General features: G+C 56.5%; 17 protein-coding genes. 9 read left to right on the plus strand and 8 right to left on the minus strand.

Annotated elements, in window-relative coordinates; all coding sequences use genetic code 11:
* Positions 1–40: 40 nt before the first annotated feature.
* Both ABLV78_RS07900 and dld read right to left on the minus strand, forming a co-directional pair.
* On the minus strand, positions 41–595 hold the full coding sequence (locus ABLV78_RS07900; protein ID WP_015365736.1) for a GNAT family N-acetyltransferase: 555 nt from the start codon (positions 593–595) through the stop codon (positions 41–43).
* 92 nt (positions 596–687) lie between these two features.
* Entirely contained in the window at positions 688–2,421 is a 1,734-nt protein-coding gene (gene dld, locus ABLV78_RS07905) for a D-lactate dehydrogenase (protein WP_047044882.1), read from the minus strand.
* A gap of 201 nt (positions 2,422–2,622) precedes the next feature.
* Here dld and bglX point away from each other — a divergent pair, with 201 nt between their 5' ends.
* The 5 genes from bglX (at position 2,623) to ABLV78_RS07930 (ending at position 8,810) form a co-directional block, all read left to right on the plus strand.
* A complete protein-coding gene (gene bglX / locus ABLV78_RS07910; protein WP_072058213.1) occupies positions 2,623–4,920 on the plus strand; it encodes a beta-glucosidase BglX in 2,298 nt (765 codons plus the stop codon).
* Positions 4,921–5,066: 146 nt separating this feature from the next.
* Positions 5,067–5,984: a glycine betaine ABC transporter substrate-binding protein OsmF gene (osmF, locus tag ABLV78_RS07915; protein WP_047044879.1), complete on the plus strand. Its 918-nt coding sequence runs from the start codon at positions 5,067–5,069 to the stop codon at positions 5,982–5,984.
* Positions 5,985–5,990: 6 nt separating this feature from the next.
* Positions 5,991–7,148, plus strand: a complete 1,158-nt coding sequence (locus ABLV78_RS07920; RefSeq protein ID WP_047044876.1) for an ABC transporter permease — start codon at positions 5,991–5,993, stop codon at positions 7,146–7,148.
* Complete coding sequence (locus ABLV78_RS07925; protein WP_047044874.1) at positions 7,141–8,076, plus strand: ABC transporter ATP-binding protein; 936 nt, start codon at positions 7,141–7,143, stop codon at positions 8,074–8,076. The genes ABLV78_RS07920 and ABLV78_RS07925 overlap by 8 nt, the downstream gene beginning before the upstream one ends.
* On the plus strand, positions 8,073–8,810 hold the full coding sequence (locus ABLV78_RS07930; protein ID WP_047044871.1) for an ABC transporter permease: 738 nt from the start codon (positions 8,073–8,075) through the stop codon (positions 8,808–8,810). Before ABLV78_RS07925 ends, ABLV78_RS07930 begins: the two co-directional genes overlap by 4 nt.
* Here the strand turns inward: ABLV78_RS07930 and ABLV78_RS07935 are convergent.
* Both ABLV78_RS07935 and ABLV78_RS07940 read right to left on the minus strand, forming a co-directional pair.
* Positions 8,785–8,898 carry a protein YohO gene (locus ABLV78_RS07935; protein ID WP_015365743.1) on the minus strand — a complete coding sequence of 38 codons (114 nt, stop codon included), beginning with the start codon at positions 8,896–8,898 and terminating at the stop codon, positions 8,785–8,787. The genes ABLV78_RS07930 and ABLV78_RS07935 overlap by 26 nt on opposite strands.
* A 59-nt stretch (positions 8,899–8,957) precedes the next feature.
* Positions 8,958–9,689, minus strand: coding sequence for a MerR family transcriptional regulator (locus ABLV78_RS07940; protein WP_047044868.1), 732 nt, complete (start codon positions 9,687–9,689; stop codon positions 8,958–8,960).
* A 199-nt stretch (positions 9,690–9,888) separates the two neighbouring features.
* On the opposite strand from ABLV78_RS07940, the gene ABLV78_RS07945 reads away from it, so the two are divergent.
* The 3 genes from ABLV78_RS07945 to ABLV78_RS07955 are packed head-to-tail and all read left to right on the plus strand — an operon-like array spanning position 9,889 to position 12,811.
* Entirely contained in the window at positions 9,889–11,577 is a 1,689-nt protein-coding gene (locus ABLV78_RS07945) for a sensor histidine kinase (RefSeq protein ID WP_045391232.1), read from the plus strand.
* Positions 11,571–12,290 (plus strand): two-component system response regulator BtsR, encoded by a 720-nt coding sequence (gene btsR / locus ABLV78_RS07950; RefSeq protein WP_045391229.1) that lies wholly within the window; start codon positions 11,571–11,573, stop codon positions 12,288–12,290. The genes ABLV78_RS07945 and btsR overlap by 7 nt, the downstream gene beginning before the upstream one ends.
* 53 nt (positions 12,291–12,343) lie before the next feature.
* Positions 12,344–12,811, plus strand: a complete 468-nt coding sequence (locus tag ABLV78_RS07955) for a YehS family protein (RefSeq protein WP_015706088.1) — start codon at positions 12,344–12,346, stop codon at positions 12,809–12,811.
* 43 nt (positions 12,812–12,854) lie between these two features.
* Here ABLV78_RS07955 and ABLV78_RS07960 read toward each other — a convergent pair whose 3' ends face one another.
* Together ABLV78_RS07960 and metG are read right to left on the minus strand one after the other, a co-directional pair.
* Positions 12,855–13,319 carry a YehR family lipoprotein gene (locus ABLV78_RS07960; protein ID WP_047044866.1) on the minus strand — a complete coding sequence of 155 codons (465 nt, stop codon included), beginning with the start codon at positions 13,317–13,319 and terminating at the stop codon, positions 12,855–12,857.
* A 140-nt stretch (positions 13,320–13,459) separates the two neighbouring features.
* Positions 13,460–15,493, minus strand: coding sequence for a methionine--tRNA ligase (gene metG / locus ABLV78_RS07965; protein ID WP_045377042.1), 2,034 nt, complete (start codon positions 15,491–15,493; stop codon positions 13,460–13,462).
* Positions 15,494–15,644: 151 nt separating this feature from the next.
* On the opposite strand from metG, the gene apbC reads away from it, so the two are divergent.
* Positions 15,645–16,754, plus strand: a complete 1,110-nt coding sequence (gene apbC / locus ABLV78_RS07970; RefSeq protein ID WP_015365751.1) for an iron-sulfur cluster carrier protein ApbC — start codon at positions 15,645–15,647, stop codon at positions 16,752–16,754.
* Here apbC and ABLV78_RS07975 read toward each other — a convergent pair.
* Entirely contained in the window at positions 16,751–17,224 is a 474-nt protein-coding gene (locus tag ABLV78_RS07975) for a GNAT family N-acetyltransferase (RefSeq protein WP_047044864.1), read from the minus strand. The genes apbC and ABLV78_RS07975 overlap by 4 nt on opposite strands.
* Entirely contained in the window at positions 17,196–17,513 is a 318-nt protein-coding gene (locus ABLV78_RS07980) for an RcnB family protein (RefSeq protein ID WP_015365753.1), read from the minus strand. Before ABLV78_RS07980 ends, ABLV78_RS07975 begins: the two co-directional genes overlap by 29 nt.
* Positions 17,514–17,659: the final 146 nt, after the last annotated feature.

Consider the following 17,659-nt stretch of genomic DNA (forward strand, 5'->3'; position numbering starts at 1 on the left):
GTCCTTCCCCGGATTGCGCCGCAATCCGGGAATTCTAATATCACTCCGGTAACGTCCAGTCGCCGTCGCCAAGCTGGCGCTGCATAATGAGGGTATCGCGCCAGTCGCCCATCTTATAGCCGACGCTGCGCAACTGTCCGGCAACGGTAAAGCCAAATTTCTTATGAATGGCAATCGAGCCGGCGTTGTTGTGGCCGTCGCCGATAATCGCCAGCATTTGCCGCCACGGCCCCTGTTCACACTGCGCGATGAGGCGCGTCAGCAGCGCGCTGCCGATGCCGCGCCCGCCCATACCGGACTCGACGTAAATCGACTCTTCCAGCGTATAGCGATAGGCCGGGCGAGGGCGGTAAAAGGTGGCATAGCAGTAGCCGACAATGGTGCCGCGCCACAGCGCGACCAGCCACGGAAGCCCGTTATCGCGCACGGTTTTAATTCGCTTGCGCATTTCGTCGACGGTAGGCGGGATCTCTTCAAACGAGGCGCGGCCGTTAAGCACGTGCCAGACGTACAGCGCGGCAATCGCATGTGCGTCATCGGGCAGCGCTTCGCGGATCTCTAAGTCGGCGTCTTGTAACTTATCCTTGGCGGACATGGGGGCTCCTCAAGCTAATTGGCCGGAGAGTCTTTTTCTCCGGCATGCAGCGTAATACAGAAGCCCCGCGGCTGAACAGTCCTGGTTAACGATTATTGTGCTTCAGTCGGCTTCTGCGCCTCGCCCCAGTATTTTTGTTTGCTGGTTTTGCCGATACCCGGATTCATGCTGTTGGTGGGATCGTTCTGGCGATAGAAGCGCTTTAAACTCTCCGCCGCTTCATACAGATGGCCGACGTTGTGCTCCGCCGGATACTGCGCACCGCGCGCTTTCAACAGATCCAGCATTTTTTCCTTCAGTTCGTGCGCGTCGACCCCTTTCTTCACGATGTAATCCTGGTGGAAGACGTGACACATAAAGTGGCCATAGTAGAGCTTGTAGACCAGCTGGCTGTCGATTTCCGCCGGCAGATGTTCGAACCAGTCGGTGTCATTGCGGCGCAGGGCGATGTCCAGCGCCAGAATATCTTCCACTTCGTCGGCATGTACCGCCTGATAGCGGATCGCCGCGCCGGCGGCGGCGAAGCGGTGCAGGAATGCCTTGCTGCCTTCTTCCGCGGTACAGACAAAGAAATTGCCTTCAGCCTGCTGGAAATATTCCGTAAGCCACTTCTGCGCTTCTTCGATGCCGTCGCCGGCCATCTTCAGCAGCAGGTGATGTTCGTACTTATCGCGCCAGGTTTTCATACGCTCCGGCAGGTGCGCCGGGAAGGCATGACCGAGCTTCTGCATAAAGCGGTCGGTGAAGTGCGGCTTGAACAGGGAGACCTTTTCCAGCATCGCGTCGGTACGCCCCTTCATGGTGAAGAAGAACGGCATTTTGTCGGTGCCGAGCTTATCGATCATCAGGAAGGTATCTTTGCCATATTTTTCGGCGATATCGTAAATATCGCGGTGCATATATTCGCCGGCCACCGGCAGATTATTGAATTCAGCGAGGATGTGGCGGCGGATCTCGGTGAGCACTTCCGGCTGGTTAGTACCGATATAGAACACCTGCTGGCGTTTTTCCGCTGGAAAAGTATCGAGACGGACGGCGAAGACCGCCAGCTTGCCGGCGCAGCCGGAGGATTCGAACAGGCGGTCCGGGTCGGCGTTATAGCGAGCTGGAGTATCGGCGTTGACATCGCGCACGCGAGTGACGTAATCGTGATCGTGGGCGTGGCGGCCATCGTGTTGCACGTCGGCATCGGTGATACGATCGTCGTCGAGGCGGCTCAGGATTTGTTCCGGCGTCGCGCCTAAATCGATTCCCAGATGGTTGACTAATTTCAGTTTGCCGTCGGCGTCAATCTGCGCAAACAGCGACATTTCGGTATAGGCAGGTCCGCGCTGCACCAGCGATCCGCCGGAATTGTTACAGATACCGCCGATAACCGATGCGCCGATGCAGGAAGAGCCGATCACCGAGTGCGGTTCGCGGCCCAGCGGTTTTAGCGCTTTTTCCAGTGAATAGAGGGTGGTGCCAGGGTAGGCCAGCACCTGCTCGCCCTTATCCAGCAGGTGCAGCTTGTCCAGACGCAGCGTGCTGATAATGACGATTTCGCGATCGTAATCATTGCCGCTCGGGGTGGAGCCTTCGGTCAAGCCGGTATTCGCCGCCTGCATCAGGATAATTTTGTCAGCTTGTACGCAGGCGCTGAGAACCCGCCATAGTTCAAGCAGGGTACCGGGGAACACCACCGCCAGCGCATCGCCGTGGCCGGAGCGGAAACCTTTTCGGTAACGCTGGGTTTTCGCCGGATCGGTTAACAGATGCGAGGAGCCAACCAGCCGCGCCAGTTCCGCCAAAAAGGGAGGGTTATTTATTGTTGTTGCAGATGACATGATTCACTCCTTGTGGGCACAGGAAAGCTATATCGCTGTTAGCATACCGCTTTGTATGACAATTTGGTGTATGAATGTTTCTATAAATCAGATAAGAACCTTAGCATTCTACGGGCGCGTTGTTTATATATATGGCAAACTGCGGTTTTTGCTGCGTTTTCGCTGGGCTATTAGCACCGAATCAAAGAGGGATACATAATAATGAAATGGTTGTGTACTGTTGGCGTCGCCGTGAGCCTGGCGCTGCAACCCGCGCTGGCCGATGAACTGTTTGGTAACCATCCGCTGACGCCTGAGGCGCGAGATGCGTTTGTTAGCGAACTGCTGAAAAAAATGACGGTCGATGAAAAAATCGGTCAGCTGCGCTTAATCAGCGTTGGCCCGGATAACCCGAAAGAAGCGATCCGGGAAATGATCAAAAACGGTCAGGTTGGGGCGATTTTTAATACCGTGACCCGGCCTGATATCCGCGTGATGCAGGATCAGGTGATGCAGCTAAGCCGCCTGAAGATCCCGCTGTTTTTCGCCTACGATGTGCTGCACGGCCAGCGTACCGTCTTCCCGATAAGCCTCGGCCTGGCCTCCTCTTTTAATCTCGACGCGGTGAATACCGTCGGGCGTATCTCGGCCTACGAAGCGGCTGACGATGGTCTTAATATGACCTGGGCGCCGATGGTCGACGTTTCTCGCGACCCGCGCTGGGGCCGCGCCTCTGAAGGGTTTGGCGAGGATACTTACCTGACCACCATGATGGGTAAAGCGATGGTGGAATCGATGCAGGGCAAGAGCCCGGCAGACCGCTATTCGGTGATGACCAGCGTTAAACACTTCGCCGCCTACGGCGCGGTTGAAGGCGGCAAAGAGTACAACACCGTCGATATGAGCCCGCAGCGCCTGTTCAATGACTACATGCCGCCGTATAAAGCCGGTCTCGATGCCGGCAGCGGCGCGGTGATGGTGGCGCTAAACTCGCTCAACGGTACCCCGGCCACTTCCGATTCCTGGCTGCTGAAAGACGTCCTGCGCGACCAGTGGGGCTTCAAAGGCATCACCGTTTCCGACCATGGCGCCATCAAAGAGTTGATTAAACACGGTGTCGCCTCCGACCCGGAAGACGCGGTGCGCGTCGCGCTGAAGTCCGGTATCAACATGAGCATGAGCGATGAGTACTACAGCAAATATCTGCCGGGGCTGGTGAAATCCGGCAAGGTGACGATGGCTGAACTGGATGACGCTACCCGCCACGTGCTCAACGTCAAGTATGACATGGGGCTGTTCAACGATCCGTACAGCCATCTGGGGCCGAAAGCGTCCGACCCGCAGGACACCAACGCCGAAAGCCGTCTGCATCGTAAAGAGGCGCGCGAAGTAGCGCGAGAAAGCCTGGTGCTGCTGAAAAATCGTCTCGATACGCTGCCGCTGAAAAAATCAGGCACCATCGCGGTGGTGGGCGCGCTGGCGGATAGCAAGCGCGACATGATGGGCAGCTGGTCGGCGGCGGGCGTGGCCGATCAGTCGGTCACCGTGCTGACCGGCATCAAAGAGGCGCTGGGTGATAAAGGCAAAGTGATTTATGCCAAAGGCGCTAACGTTACCGACGATAAAGGCATTGTCGATTTCCTTAACCTGTATGAGAAAGCGGTGCAGGTCGACCCGCGTTCGCCGCAGGAGATGATCGATGAGGCCGTCGCGGCGGCGAAACAGTCCGACGTGGTCGTTGCGGTGGTGGGCGAAGCGCAGGGTATGGCGCATGAGGCTTCCAGCCGTACCGATATCACCCTGCCGCAAAGTCAGCGCGATCTGATTAGCGCGCTGAAAGCGACCGGTAAACCGCTGGTGCTGGTGCTGATGAACGGGCGTCCGCTGGCGCTGGTGAAAGAGGATCAGCAGGCGGATGCTCTGCTGGAGACCTGGTTTGCCGGTACTGAAGGCGGCCATGCGATCGCCGATGTGTTGTTTGGCGATTACAACCCGTCCGGTAAGCTGCCGATGTCCTTCCCGCGTTCGGTGGGTCAGATCCCGACCTACTACAGCCATCTGAATACCGGCCGTCCGTATAATCCGGAAAAACCGAATAAATACACTTCGCGTTATTTCGATCAAGCGAACGGCCCGCTGTATCCATTTGGCTATGGCCTGAGCTACACCACCTTTAGCGTTTCCGATGTCAAAATGTCGGCGCCAACGATGCCGCGCGACGGCAGCGTGACCGCCAGCGTGCAGGTGACCAACACCGGCAAACGCGAAGGGGCGACGGTGATCCAGCTTTATTTGCAGGACGTGACCGCGTCGATGAGCCGGCCGGTGAAAATGCTGCGCGGCTTTAAGAAGGTGAATCTCAAGCCGGGCGAGACGCAAACTGTCAGCTTCCCGATTGATGTTGAAGCGCTGAAGTTCTGGAACCAGCAGATGAAATACGTTGCCGAACCGGGCAAATTTAACGTCTTTATTGGGGTAGATTCCGCCCGCGTTAAGCAGAGCGAGTTTGAGCTGCTGTAGTCGCGAGCCCTGTAAAAAGGGATAAACCGGGTGTTACACCTGAAAGGCCGATTAATCGGCCTTTTCTTTTTCGTTAAATGGCCAAATGGACTACGCTTTTCTCTTAAGCTTCTGTAAGCGAAGCGTATAAAAATGAGGGAAGCGGGATGATGATGGCAATGAAATGGTCAGGTGTAATGGCGCTTGCAGCCCTGCTTAGCCTGCCGCTGCAGGCGGCGGAACCGGTGAAGGTGGGCTCGAAAATCGATACGGAAGGGGCGCTGCTCGGCAATATCATTTTGCAGGTGCTGGAAAGCCATGGGGTGAAAACGGTCAATAAAGTTCAGCTTGGCACCACGCCGGTGGTTCGCGGAGCGATTACCGCCGGCGAGCTGGATATCTATCCGGAATATACCGGCAACGGCGCTTTCTTCTTTAAAGATGAAAATGACCCGGCGTGGAAAAACGCCAAACAGGGCTATGAAAAAGTTAAGAAGCTGGACGCGGACAAAAACAAGCTGATCTGGCTGACTCCGGCCCCCGCAAATAATACCTGGACTATCGCGGTGCGACAGGAAGTGGCAGAGCAAAATCATCTTACTTCTTTGGCCGATCTTAGCGCCTATCTACAGAAGGGCGGCGACTTCAAACTGGCGGCTTCCGCGGAGTTTATCGAGCGCGCCGATGCCCTGCCGGCATTTGAAAAAGCTTACGGATTTAAGCTTAATCAGAATCAGCTGTTGTCGCTGGCGGGCGGCGATACCGCAGTGACCATTAAGGCGGCGGCACAGCAAACCTCCGGCGTTAACGCGGCGATGGCCTATGGTACCGATGGGCCGGTGGCGGCGCTGGGATTACAAACCCTGAGCGATCCAAAAGGCGTACAGCCCATTTACGCGCCGGCGCCGGTTGTGCGCGACGCGGTGCTGAAGGTGTATCCGCAGATGGCGCAGTGGCTGGAGCCGGTGTTCGCTAGCCTCGATGAAAAAACATTGCAGAAACTAAACGCCAGTATTGCCGTTGAAGGGCGTGACGCGAAGAGCGTTGCCGCCGATTACCTGCAACAAAAAGGGCTGCTGAAGTAAGGACTGGTGACTATTCGTTGTTATAACCGCGTGGCGCTGCTGCTCACGCTACTGCTGTTGGCCGTGGCGGCGCTGCCGTTTGTTACTTATGCCCCTAATCGTCTGCTCTCCGGTGAAGCGCGCTGGCTCTGGACGCAAATGCCGTGGCTGGCGGCGGCGCAGCTGGCGGGCGGGCTGTTGCTGTTGTTATTGTGCTGGATCCCTGGCCGTCTGGCGCTGTTAGGAAGTCTGCTGATTGCCGATTTGCTCCTGCCACTACTAATGTGGGGCGCCGGAGACATCGCGCTACAGCTAGTGCAACAGGGTTCCCCGCTGGCGCGTACCTCTCCTGGCAGCGGATTATGGCTTGCTCTCGCGCTATGCCTGCTGCTTGCCAGCGATACTATCCGCCGACTGACTCCGCACGCTTTATGGCGTTGGCTGCTGAATGCGCAGCTTTGGTTGCTACCGTGCCTGCTGCTGTGGCATGGGGCCCTCGATCAACTCTCTTTGCTGAAAGAGTATGCTAACCGCGAGGATGTCTTTAATGACGCGCTGCGTCAGCATCTATGGTTGTTGTTCGGGACGTTGCTACCCGGATTATTATTGGGTTTATCGATAGGCTTCGCCCTCTGGCGGCGACCGCACTGGCAGGCGCCAGTATTTACCTTCCTTAATGTGATTCAAACTATTCCCTCGGTGGCGCTATTCGGTTTGTTGATCGCGCCGCTCGCCGGTTTGACCCGCCATTTTCCGTGGTTGGGGAATATAGGTATTTCTGGAACCGGGATGGCGCCGGCGCTGATCGCGCTGGTGTTGTACGCGTTATTGCCGCTGGTGCGCGGGGTGGTGACCGGACTACAGCAGGTGCCGCGGGAGGCGCTGGAAAGCGCGATGGCGATGGGAATGAGCGGCGGACAGCGTTTTCGCCAGGTCCAAATGCCGTTGGCGCTACCGATTCTGCTGCGTAGCCTGCGGGTCGTCAGCGTGCAGACCGTCGGTATGGCGGTGGTGGCGGCGCTGATAGGCGCGGGCGGCTTCGGCGCTTTGGTGTTTCAGGGGCTCCTCAGCAGCGCGCTGGATTTGGTGCTACTGGGCGTCATTCCGACGATTGCGTTGGCGGTAGTCGTGGATGCCGTGTTTGCACTGTGGGGCGCGTTATTAAAAGGAGAGGCGCATGATTGAATTCGCCGGGGTGAACAAGGCCTTCGCCGGACAGCCGGCGGTGAAGGATCTTAATCTGCATCTGCGCGAAGGCGCGTTTTCCGTGCTGATTGGTACTTCCGGCTCCGGAAAATCGACCACTCTGAAGATGATTAATCAACTCGTGGAACAGGATAGTGGAGTGATACGCTTCGCCGGCGAGGATATCCGTCGACAGCCGCTGCTGGCGCTGCGCCGCCGTATGGGGTACGCCATTCAGTCTATCGGCCTGTTTCCACACTGGACGGTGGCGCAGAATATCGCCACCGTGCCGCAGCTGCAAAAGTGGCCGCGCGGAAAAATTACCGAGCGGGTTGATGAACTCATGGCGTTACTTGGCCTGGAACCTCTGCTACGCGATCGCTACCCGCATCAGCTTTCCGGCGGCCAGCAGCAGCGCGTTGGTGTGGCGCGGGCGCTGGCAGCCAACCCGGAGGTGCTGTTAATGGATGAGCCATTTGGCGCGCTGGATCCGGTCACCCGCCAAGCGCTGCAGCAGGAGATGCTGCGCATTCATCGTCTGTTTGGGCGCACGATCGTGCTCGTCACCCATGATATCGACGAAGCGCTACGCCTGGCGGATCACCTGGTGCTGATGGACAGCGGCGAAGTGGTGCAGCAGGGGGAACCTATGCAGATGCTACTGCAGCCGAAAAACGCCTTTGTTGAAACCTTCTTTGGCCGTAGCGAACTGGGCGTTCGGCTGCTCTCGCTACGCGGCGTTGGGGATTACCTGCGGCGGGATGAACGGCTGGCAGGCGATGCGCTGAACGTCTCGATGACGTTGCGCGAGGCGCTGTCGCAGTTTGTCGCTCACCGCCGCGACGTTTTGCCGGTGGTCGATGAACAGGGTGAAGCGTGCGGTACGTTGCACTTTTCAGACCTGCTACACGATAGGGGCACGATGTGAAGGCGCTTCGCGATCCGCTACTGTGGCTGGTAGCGCTGTTTATCGCGCTGCTGCTGGTATTGCCCCACAGCGCGCCGCTGTTTAGCTGGCTGTTTCCGGAGCTGCCGCGCCCGGTTTATCAGCAGGAGAGTTTTCTGGCGCTGACGCTGGCCCACTTTTGGCTGGTGGCGCTCTCAAGCATTGCCGCGACGGTTATCGGCGTGGGGGCAGGGATTATCGTCACCCGACCCGCCGGGCGAGAGTTTCGTCCACTGGTGGAAACCATTGCCGCCATGGGACAGACATTTCCGCCGGTAGCGGTACTGGCGATCGCGGTACCGGTGATGGGCTTCGGCTGGCAGCCGGCGCTTATCGCATTGGCGCTATACGGAATATTGCCCGTGCTGCAGGGGACGCTGGCTGGATTAAGTTCGATATCGCCTGGAGTATTGAATATTGCCGAGGGGATGGGGATGAGCGGCTGGCAGCGGTTGTGCAAGGTGGAGCTGCCGCTGGCGGCGCCGGTGATGCTGGCCGGGATCCGCACCTCGACCATCGTCAATATTGGTACGGCAACCATTGCCTCAACGGTGGGCGCCAACACCCTCGGCACGCCGATAATTATCGGCCTCAGCGGCTTTAATACCGCTTATGTGCTGCAAGGGGCGCTGCTGGTGGCGCTCGCCGCGATCATAATCGACCGCTTTTTTGAACGGCTGAACCAGTGGATCAGCCGACACCGCCGCGAACAATAAACGAGTAACCTGCCAGCATGACGCCGCCGATCCCGCCGATGGCCATGCATAAGAAGAGGGTAATGACCGCGATTTTCGCAGGCTTCATGATAGGCTCCTTTTGTTAACGGAGGGATTATACGGTGAAGCGCAGGTGTTAATGAAACATTAATTGCTATTTAGCCAGATCAGATTTTCCTGCTGTTCCCATTCGCGGAGCTGCGCTGCCTGCGGGCTACCCGGCGGCGCGGGGCACCACACCAGCAGGGTGCTGTCAGGAAATAGCTGCGGGCGGATCTGATTAAGCGAGTGCGCGACGATATCCACCCGCCAGCCCTGCTCGCAGGCGATCCAACCTTCCAGCCATAATTGAGTGGTGTCATCGGTGTTCCAGCCCACCACCACCGCGTGATGGCCGGGGCGCTTCCAGGCATGGGCGAGACATTGGGCGATGTGGTTGATTAAGATACCATCGAGCAGGCTACGCAGCGCCAGTAAAGTCGGCTGAGGGCTTAGCAGGCGGTGGCGAAGCGGATTAAGCAGATGATGCACCAGCATCTGTGCGCTATAGCTGTGGCTACGCTCTTTGAGCCATAGTCGCACGCGTTGGTAATGACCTTCCTGCAGAAAACCGAGCAAAATTTCCTGCTGTTCGCGCCAGCCGTCTTCGACATCCGCTTCGCGATCGGGCAGCAGGTTTTTTACCTTGCTGACCTGAACGCCGGCATCAATCCAGCGCTTAATTTCGCGGATGCGATCGATTTCACTGTCATTGAATAAACGATGGCCGCCATCGGTGCGTTGCGGCTTGATGAGTTCATAACGTCGCTGCCAGGCTCGCAGCGTCACGGGATTGATATCACAAAGCTGAGCCACTTCGCCTATCGTATACAGCGCCATTTTCCCCTCCCGCCGTGTGCTCCTCATTTAACTGTAGAAGGGGTTTATCAATTGTTCATTTTTTGCGCTTTACGGCGCCGGCGAGACGGTGGGAAGTGTGATCGTCACCATGATTTATCATTTTCTTGTATCGCTTCAAAGAAAGTTATAAGCGGTCAGTGTATGTTACGCGCTTTCAAAGGTTGTGTGGTTGGCGGGTATGTACGAGTTCGATCTGGTATTGCTGCTGCTCCAGCAGATGTGCGTGTTTCTGGTTATCGCCTGGCTGATGAGTAAAACGCGGCTGTTCATTCCCCTGATGCAGGTCACCGTGCGTTTACCGCATAAGCTGCTGTGCTATGTCACCTTCTCGATTTTTTGCATTATGGGGACCTATTTCGGTCTGCATATCGAAGACTCTATTGCTAATACTCGCGCTATTGGCGCAGTGATGGGTGGCCTGCTCGGCGGCCCGGTGGTCGGCGGTCTGGTGGGGTTGACCGGCGGCTTGCATCGCTATTCGCTGGGCGGAATGACGGCGTTAAGCTGTATGGTGTCGACCATTGTCGAAGGGCTGCTCGGCGGCCTGGTGCATAGCATTCTGATCAAACGCGGACGTCCGGATAAAGTGTTCAGCCCGCTTACTGCCGGGGCGATTACCTTTTTCGCTGAACTGGTACAGATGCTGATAATCCTGCTCATTGCGCGGCCATTCCAGGATGCGTTGCACCTGGTGCAGAGTATCGCCGCGCCGATGATGGTCACTAATACCGTCGGCGCCGCGCTGTTTATGCGCATTCTGCTGGATAAGCGGGCGATGTTTGAGAAATACACCTCGGCTTTTTCAGCCACCGCGTTAAAGGTGGCGGCCTCCACCGAGGGGATCCTGCGCCAGGGGTTCAACGAAGAGAACAGTATGAAGGTCGCTCAGGTGCTGATTCAGGAACTCGATATCGGCGCCGTGGCGATTACCGACCGCGATCGGCTGCTGGCGTTTACCGGTATCGGCGACGATCATCATCTGCCAGGTAAACCTATCTCCTCATCCTATACACAAAAGGCGATTGATACCGGCGAAGTGGTTTATGCCGACGGCAACGAAGTGCCATACCGTTGTTCAATTCATCCTGGCTGTAAACTGGGCTCGACGCTGGTCATTCCGCTGCGCGGTGAGAATCAACGGGTTATTGGCACTATTAAGCTATATGAAGCGAAAAACCGCTTGTTCAGCTCGATTAACCGCACGTTGGGGGAGGGGATAGCGCAACTGCTGTCGGCGCAGATCCTTGCCGGCCAGTATGAACGACAGAAAGCGTTGCTGACCCAGTCGGAAATTAAACTGCTGCACGCGCAGGTTAACCCGCACTTTCTGTTCAACGCCCTGAACACGCTGAAGGCAGTGATCCGCCGTGATAGCGATCAGGCTGGGCAACTGGTGCAGTATTTATCGACCTTCTTTCGCAAAAATCTGAAGCGACCAACGGAGATTGTCACCCTGGCGGACGAAATTGAACATGTGAATGCCTATCTGCAAATTGAGAAGGCGCGATTCCAGGATAATTTGCAGATACGCATGCAGGTGCCAGCGTCGCTTGAGCATCTCCAGCTACCGGCATTTACGTTACAGCCGATAGTCGAAAACGCGATCAAGCATGGCACCTCTCAGCATCTTGGCGTGGGCGAAATTACCATTCGCGCCAGTCAGCATGAGCGTTGGCTACAGCTGGATGTGGAAGACAATGCCGGGCTTTACCGTGATAACCCTAATGCCAGCGGGCTTGGGATGAGTCTGGTGGACAGACGACTGCGCACGCGCTTCGGCGCCGACTGCGGAATTAGCGTCGCTTGCGAAGCGGAACATTTTACCCGCATCACGCTGCGACTGCCTGTGGAGGAAAATGCATGCTAAAAGTTTTAATCGTCGATGATGAGCCGCTGGCGCGGGAAAACCTGCGCATCCTGCTGGAGGAGCAAAGCGATATAGAAATCGTTGGCGAATGCGGCAATGCCGTCGAAGCGATTGGCGCGGTGCATAAGCTGCGTCCCGACGTGCTGTTTCTGGATATTCAAATGCCGCGTATCAGTGGGCTGGAGATGGTTGGCATGCTCGATCCTGAACATCGCCCCTATATCGTCTTTTTAACCGCCTTCGATGAATATGCGGTGAAGGCGTTTGAAGAGCACGCTTTCGATTATCTCCTCAAGCCTATTGAGAACGTCCGGCTGGAGAAAACGCTGGGCCGCCTGCGCCAGGAGCGCAGTCTGCAGGATGTATCACTGTTGGAGGATGCCCAGCAGGCGCTGAAGTACATTCCCTGCACCGGTCACAGCCGCATCTGGCTACTGCAAATGGAGGATGTGGCTTTTGTGAGCAGCCGAATGAGCGGTATTTACGTCACCGATAGCGAAGGCAAAGAAGGTTTTACCGAGCTGACTCTGCGTACTCTGGAAAGCCGAACGCCGCTGCTGCGCTGCCACCGTCAGTATTTGGTTAACATGGCGCATTTGAAAGAGATCCGCCTTGAGGAGAACGGCCAGGCGGAGCTACTGATGCGCGCCGGGCAAACGGTGCCGGTCAGCCGTCGTTATCTGAAAAGCCTGAAAGAGGCGATTGGTCTGTAAAAACGCGGAATCATGGTAGACTTAGCGCCAGCATTTTTCATCATGAAGGCATTATGATCAGTAACGACATTTTACGTAGCCTGCGCTACACCCTGAAAACGAATAATAACGGTCTGGTACGTATCTTTGCGCTGGCGGATGCGCCGGTGAGCGCGGAACAACTGGTACCCTGGCTGAAAAAAGAAGACGAAGAAGGGTTTGCGCGCTGCCCGGATGTCGTACTGTCGAATTTCCTCAACGGTCTGATTTACGACAAGCGCGGCAAAGATGAGTCGGCGCCGCCGCTGGCGGTCGAGCGCCGGGTGAATAACAATATCGTACTGAAAAAATTGCGTATCGCCTTCTCGCTGAAGACCGACGACATTCTGGCTATCCTGACTCAGCAAAAATTCCGCGTGTCGATGCCGGAAATTACCGCCATGATGCGCGCGCCGGACCATAAAAACTACCGTGAATGCGGCGATCAGTTTTTGCGCTATTTCCTGCGCGGTCTTACCGAGCGCGAGCACGCCAAAGGCTAAGCGCCTGACTTGACCCGGGCCTGCGCCCGGGCCCTGTATCTCTTTACTTCTTCACTTCTTCAAAACCCTGCGATTCCAGCAGCTTAGTCGATACTGATAGCGAAACAAACTGCTGTGAGCAGTCGGTGAACATCGAGCCCGGCAGCTTGCACAGCTCGCTGATTTTCGCTTTGCTGAAATCCACGGTCAGATGTTCAAGCGCGTAGGAATCTTTATAGTCGATGGTCTGCTCAACGCCCTGCAGATTACGATAGACGCTGCTGATCGGCTCGATAATCGCCCGCGCCTGTTCTTTATTTTCCGCGCCGATCGATTTATAGGGAATGGTATTGTCGGCATCCTGACGCAGCACTTTGTCGCCGTCATAGTGGTAGGTAAAGCTAAGTTCGACGCCGTTGGTATTCAGCGCAAAGGTTTTAGTCTCTTCTTTTTTATTATCGCAGCCGGCGAGGACCGCCAGCAGAACGGATACGGCCAGCATGCCAGCCATCTTGCGGTTAAATTTCATCACGATTCCCTATGTTGAGTGGTATTGCGCGTCCAGAGAGGAGCAGACAGTAATGATTATTATGGCGATTACGCGTTGTCGCAACAGAAGGCGTGAAGGGAATAAAAAAAGCGCTGCCGGAGCAGCGCTTTTGCGGAGGGTTATTTAACCTGCTGACCCGGCTGTGCGCCGCTGTCAGGGCTTAACAGGAAAATATCTTTCCCGCCAGGGCCGGCGGCCATCACCATCCCTTCGGAGATACCGAAGCGCATTTTACGCGGCGCCAGGTTGGCGACCATCACCGTCAGACGGCCAATCAGCGCCTGCGGATCCGGGTAGGCGGATCGGATGCCGGAGAAGACGTTGCGCTTCTCGCCGCCGAGATCGAGGGTCAGGCGCAACAGCTTATCGGAACCGTCGACGAACTCGGCGTTTTCAATCAGCGCGATGCGCATATCCACCTTGGCGAAATCGTCAAAGGAGATAGTTTCCTGGATCGGATCATCGGCCAGCGGGCCAGTCACCGGCGCGGCGGCGGCTTTAACTTCTTCTTTAGAGGCTTCCACCAGCGCTTCGACCTGTTTCATTTCAATGCGGTTGTACAGTGCCTTAAAGGCGTTAACCTTGTGCGCCAGCAGCGGCTGCTGGATGGCGTCCCAGCTCAGCTCGGTGTTGAGGAACGCTTCAGCGCGCGCGCTCAGCCCCGGCAGAACCGGCTTCAGCCAGGTCATCAGCACGCGGAACATGTTCAGCCCCATGGTGCAGATTGCCTGCAGGTCGGCGTCGCGGCCTTCCTGTTTGGCCACCACCCACGGCGCCTGCTCGTCGACATAGCGGTTAGCGACGTCGGCCAGCGCCATAATTTCGCGGATGGCTTTACCGAACTCGCGGCTTTCCCACGCTTCGCCGATAGCGGCAGCCGCATCGGTGAAGGTTTTATACAGCGCCGGGTCAGCCAGTTCGGCGGAGAGCATGCCGTCGAAGCGCTTATTGATAAAGCCGGCGTTACGCGAAGCCAGGTTCACCACTTTGTTAACGATGTCGGCGTTGACGCGCTGGATAAAGTCTTCCAGGTTCAGGTCGATATCATCAATGCGCGAAGAGAGCTTAGCGGTGTAGTAGTAGCGCAGGCTATCGGCATCAAAATGGTTCAGCCAGGTGCTGGCTTTGATAAAGGTGCCGCGAGATTTGGACATCTTGGCGCCGTTTACCGTGACATAGCCGTGAACGAACAGGTTGGTCGGCTTACGGAAATTGCTGCCTTCAAGCATGGCCGGCCAGAACAGGCTGTGGAAGTAAACGATGTCTTTACCGATGAAGTGATATAGCTCGGCGCTGGAATCTTTCTTCCAGTATTCATCGAAGCTGGTCGTGTCGCCGCGTTTATCGCACAGATTCTTAAAGGAACCCATGTAACCGATCGGCGCATCCAGCCAGACGTAGAAGTATTTGCCCGGCGCATTCGGAATTTCAAAGCCAAAGTACGGCGCGTCACGGGAAATATCCCACTGCTGCAGGCCGGATTCGAACCACTCCTGCATTTTGTTCGCCACCTGCTCCTGCAGCGCGCCGCTGCGGGTCCACGCCTGCAGCATTTCGCTAAAGGACGGCAGGTCGAAGAAGAAGTGCTCAGATTCACGCATCACCGGCGTCGCGCCGGACACCACGGATTTCGGGTCGATGAGTTCAGTCGGGCTGTAGGTCGCGCCGCAGACTTCGCAGTTATCGCCGTACTGGTCCGGAGATTTACACTTCGGACAGGTACCTTTGACGAAACGGTCCGGCAGGAACATGCCCTTTTCCGGGTCGTAGAGCTGGGAGATAGTGCGGTTTTTAATAAAACCGTTTTCTTTCAGACGGGTATAGATAAGCTCCGACAGCTCGCGGTTCTCGTCGCTGTGCGTCGAGTGGTAGTTGTCGTAACTGATATCGAAACCGGCAAAATCGGTCTGATGCTCCTGACTCATCTCGCCAATCATCTGCTCCGGGGTGATGCCAAGCTGCTGCGCTTTCAGCATAATCGGGGTGCCGTGGGCGTCGTCGGCGCAGATGAAGTTGACTTCGTGGCCGCGCATTCGCTGGTAACGGACCCAGACATCAGCCTGGATGTGCTCCAGCATGTGGCCGAGGTGGATAGAGCCGTTGGCGTACGGCAGCGCGCACGTTACCAGAATTTTTTTCGCGACTTGAGTCATAGTGGGCATTACATCTTCTGTTGTAAAAAGGGCTTTTGATGTTACCTGAAAGGCAATAATTTGGTAAGCCCAAAGCTTATTGTGGGGGAATTATTCCCTTTCAGGTAAACTTAACGGACAAGAATCAACTCACAATAACAAAGGAGTCGGGATGAGTTCGCAATCCCAGGCCAAATCCCCCGAACGTCTACGTGCGATGGTCGCCGGGACTCTGGCTAATTTCCAGCACCCAACCCTGAAGCATAACCTCACCACGCTAAAGGCGCTGCACCATGTTGCCTGGCTTGACGATACCGTGCATATCGAGATCCAAATGCCGTTCGTCTGGACCCGCGCGTTTGAGGCGTTGAAGGAGCAATGCAGCGCCGAGCTGCTGCGCATTACCGGCGCGAAGGCCATCGACTGGAAGCTCTCTCACAGTATCGCCACCCTGAAGCGAGTGAAAAACCAGCCGGGCATTAATGGCGTGAAAAACATCATCGCCGTGAGTTCCGGTAAAGGCGGGGTGGGCAAATCCTCTACCGCCGTGAACCTCGCCCTGGCGCTGGCGGCGGAAGGGGCCAAAGTGGGTATTCTCGATGCCGATATCTATGGTCCGTCGATTCCGACCATGCTCGGCGCCGAAGACAGCCGCCCGACGTCGCCGGACGGCACCCATATGGCGCCGATCATGAAGTATGGCCTGGCGACTAACTCCATCGGTTATCTGGTGACCGACGACAACGCCATGGTGTGGCGCGGCCCGATGGCCAGCAAGGCGCTGATGCAGATGCTTCAAGAGACGCTGTGGCCGGATCTGGATTACCTGGTACTGGATATGCCGCCGGGAACCGGCGACATCCAGCTGACCCTGGCGCAAAACATTCCGGTGACCGGCGCGGTAGTGGTGACGACGCCGCAGGACATCGCGCTGATCGACGCCAAAAAAGGCATCGTGATGTTTGAGAAGGTGGAAGTGCCGGTCGTGGGGATCGTGGAAAACATGAGCATGCATATCTGCAGCAACTGTGGCCACCACGAACCTATCTTTGGCACCGGCGGCGCCGAGAAGCTGGCGGCGAAGTATCACACCCAGTTGCTAGGCCAGTTGCCATTGCATATCACGCTGCGTGAAGACCTGGATAAAGGCACGCCGACGGTCATTGCGCGTCCGGAAAGCGAGTTTACCGATATCTACCGCCAGTTGGCGGGACGCGTGGCGGCGCAGATGTACTGGCAGGGCGAAGTTATCCCGAGCGAGATTGCCTTCCGCGCCGTTTAAGGCTGGGTGTAACGCATCAGCCAATAATCTCCGTCAGGAGACGCGCCCTGCGCTTCGACTTTCCAGCCGTGATGCTGGTAGAAGCTCAGGGCGTTTTCATTTCGCGACAGGCACTTCAGCGTGCCGCTGCGCTTAAATGAGCGCTGAACCTGTTCCAGCAGCAGGCTACCGACGCCTTTTCCCTGCCACTGCGGATCCACGAACAGGTTATGCAGGAAGTTGTCGATAACCCACACCGAGGCGAATCCTGCCAGCACATCGCCGCATTCGGCGACCCATAGCTGTTCGTCTTGCACTACGGCATCAAAATCTTCCAACCGCCATTGATCGCCGTTAAGCCATGTCCACGACGCAAGACGCGCGTCAAGAAACAGCTGACGCAGGCGAGGGTAGTCGCTGTCGCGGCCAGGACGAATACGCAACTGCGGCGATAGTGAGAGCTTAGCGATGATAGAAGATCTCGCCGTCATACACTTTCAGGATCTTGCCTTCGGTGTCGGTGATCAGAACATAGTTGCCGCCCATGTAGGTCCAGTGGCTGCCGGCATCCGGCGCGGGCAGGTTACGCAATTGCCACTGCTTGATGTTGTACTCAGGAGTGAGGTACATCGCCGGCACGGTATCGCCAATATGAAATTGGGTAAAATCAGCGGTGAATTCTTTCATCGCATACTGTTCAATCCCGGAGGCCGGCGCCGCCCAGCTTGCGCTGGCGCTGGCAAGAAGTACGCCCAGAAGCATCATTTTTGTTTTACGCATATTTTCCTCAATATTACCTGGACTCAAAATAGCAGCCTCGTATCATTCCTGAAGCGCTGCTGAAATGGCAAGCACTGGTTTTTTAAAAAGTGTAAGCAAAACACGGCTGAAGTCTTGTCCCGCTTGCGTTGTTAGGCGGTAAATCG

This window comes from Klebsiella sp. CN_Kp075 (genome assembly GCF_040065055.2).
Lineage (GTDB): Bacteria > Pseudomonadota > Gammaproteobacteria > Enterobacterales > Enterobacteriaceae > Klebsiella > Klebsiella aerogenes.

Bases quoted from the DNA above. Each gene is read 5' to 3' on its own strand.
- metG (WP_045377042.1), bottom strand. From the start codon at position 15,493: ATGACTCAAGTCGCGAAAAAAATTCTGGTAACGTGCGCGCTGCCGTAC.
- ABLV78_RS07955 (WP_015706088.1), top strand. From the start codon at position 12,344: ATGATCAGTAACGACATTTTACGTAGCCTGCGCTACACCCTGAAAACG.
- ABLV78_RS07940 (WP_047044868.1), bottom strand. From the start codon at position 9,689: ATGGCGCTGTATACGATAGGCGAAGTGGCTCAGCTTTGTGATATCAAT.
- btsR (WP_045391229.1), top strand. From the start codon at position 11,571: ATGCTAAAAGTTTTAATCGTCGATGATGAGCCGCTGGCGCGGGAAAAC.
- ABLV78_RS07925 (WP_047044874.1), top strand. From the start codon at position 7,141: ATGATTGAATTCGCCGGGGTGAACAAGGCCTTCGCCGGACAGCCGGCG.
- dld (WP_047044882.1), bottom strand. From the start codon at position 2,421: ATGTCATCTGCAACAACAATAAATAACCCTCCCTTTTTGGCGGAACTG.
- ABLV78_RS07935 (WP_015365743.1), bottom strand. From the start codon at position 8,898: ATGAAGCCTGCGAAAATCGCGGTCATTACCCTCTTCTTATGCATGGCC.
- osmF (WP_047044879.1), top strand. From the start codon at position 5,067: ATGATGATGGCAATGAAATGGTCAGGTGTAATGGCGCTTGCAGCCCTG.
- ABLV78_RS07945 (WP_045391232.1), top strand. From the start codon at position 9,889: ATGTACGAGTTCGATCTGGTATTGCTGCTGCTCCAGCAGATGTGCGTG.
- ABLV78_RS07900 (WP_015365736.1), bottom strand. From the start codon at position 595: ATGTCCGCCAAGGATAAGTTACAAGACGCCGACTTAGAGATCCGCGAA.
- ABLV78_RS07975 (WP_047044864.1), bottom strand. From the start codon at position 17,224: ATGACGGCGAGATCTTCTATCATCGCTAAGCTCTCACTATCGCCGCAG.
- ABLV78_RS07980 (WP_015365753.1), bottom strand. From the start codon at position 17,513: ATGCGTAAAACAAAAATGATGCTTCTGGGCGTACTTCTTGCCAGCGCC.
- apbC (WP_015365751.1), top strand. From the start codon at position 15,645: ATGAGTTCGCAATCCCAGGCCAAATCCCCCGAACGTCTACGTGCGATG.
- ABLV78_RS07960 (WP_047044866.1), bottom strand. From the start codon at position 13,319: ATGAAATTTAACCGCAAGATGGCTGGCATGCTGGCCGTATCCGTTCTG.
- bglX (WP_072058213.1), top strand. From the start codon at position 2,623: ATGAAATGGTTGTGTACTGTTGGCGTCGCCGTGAGCCTGGCGCTGCAA.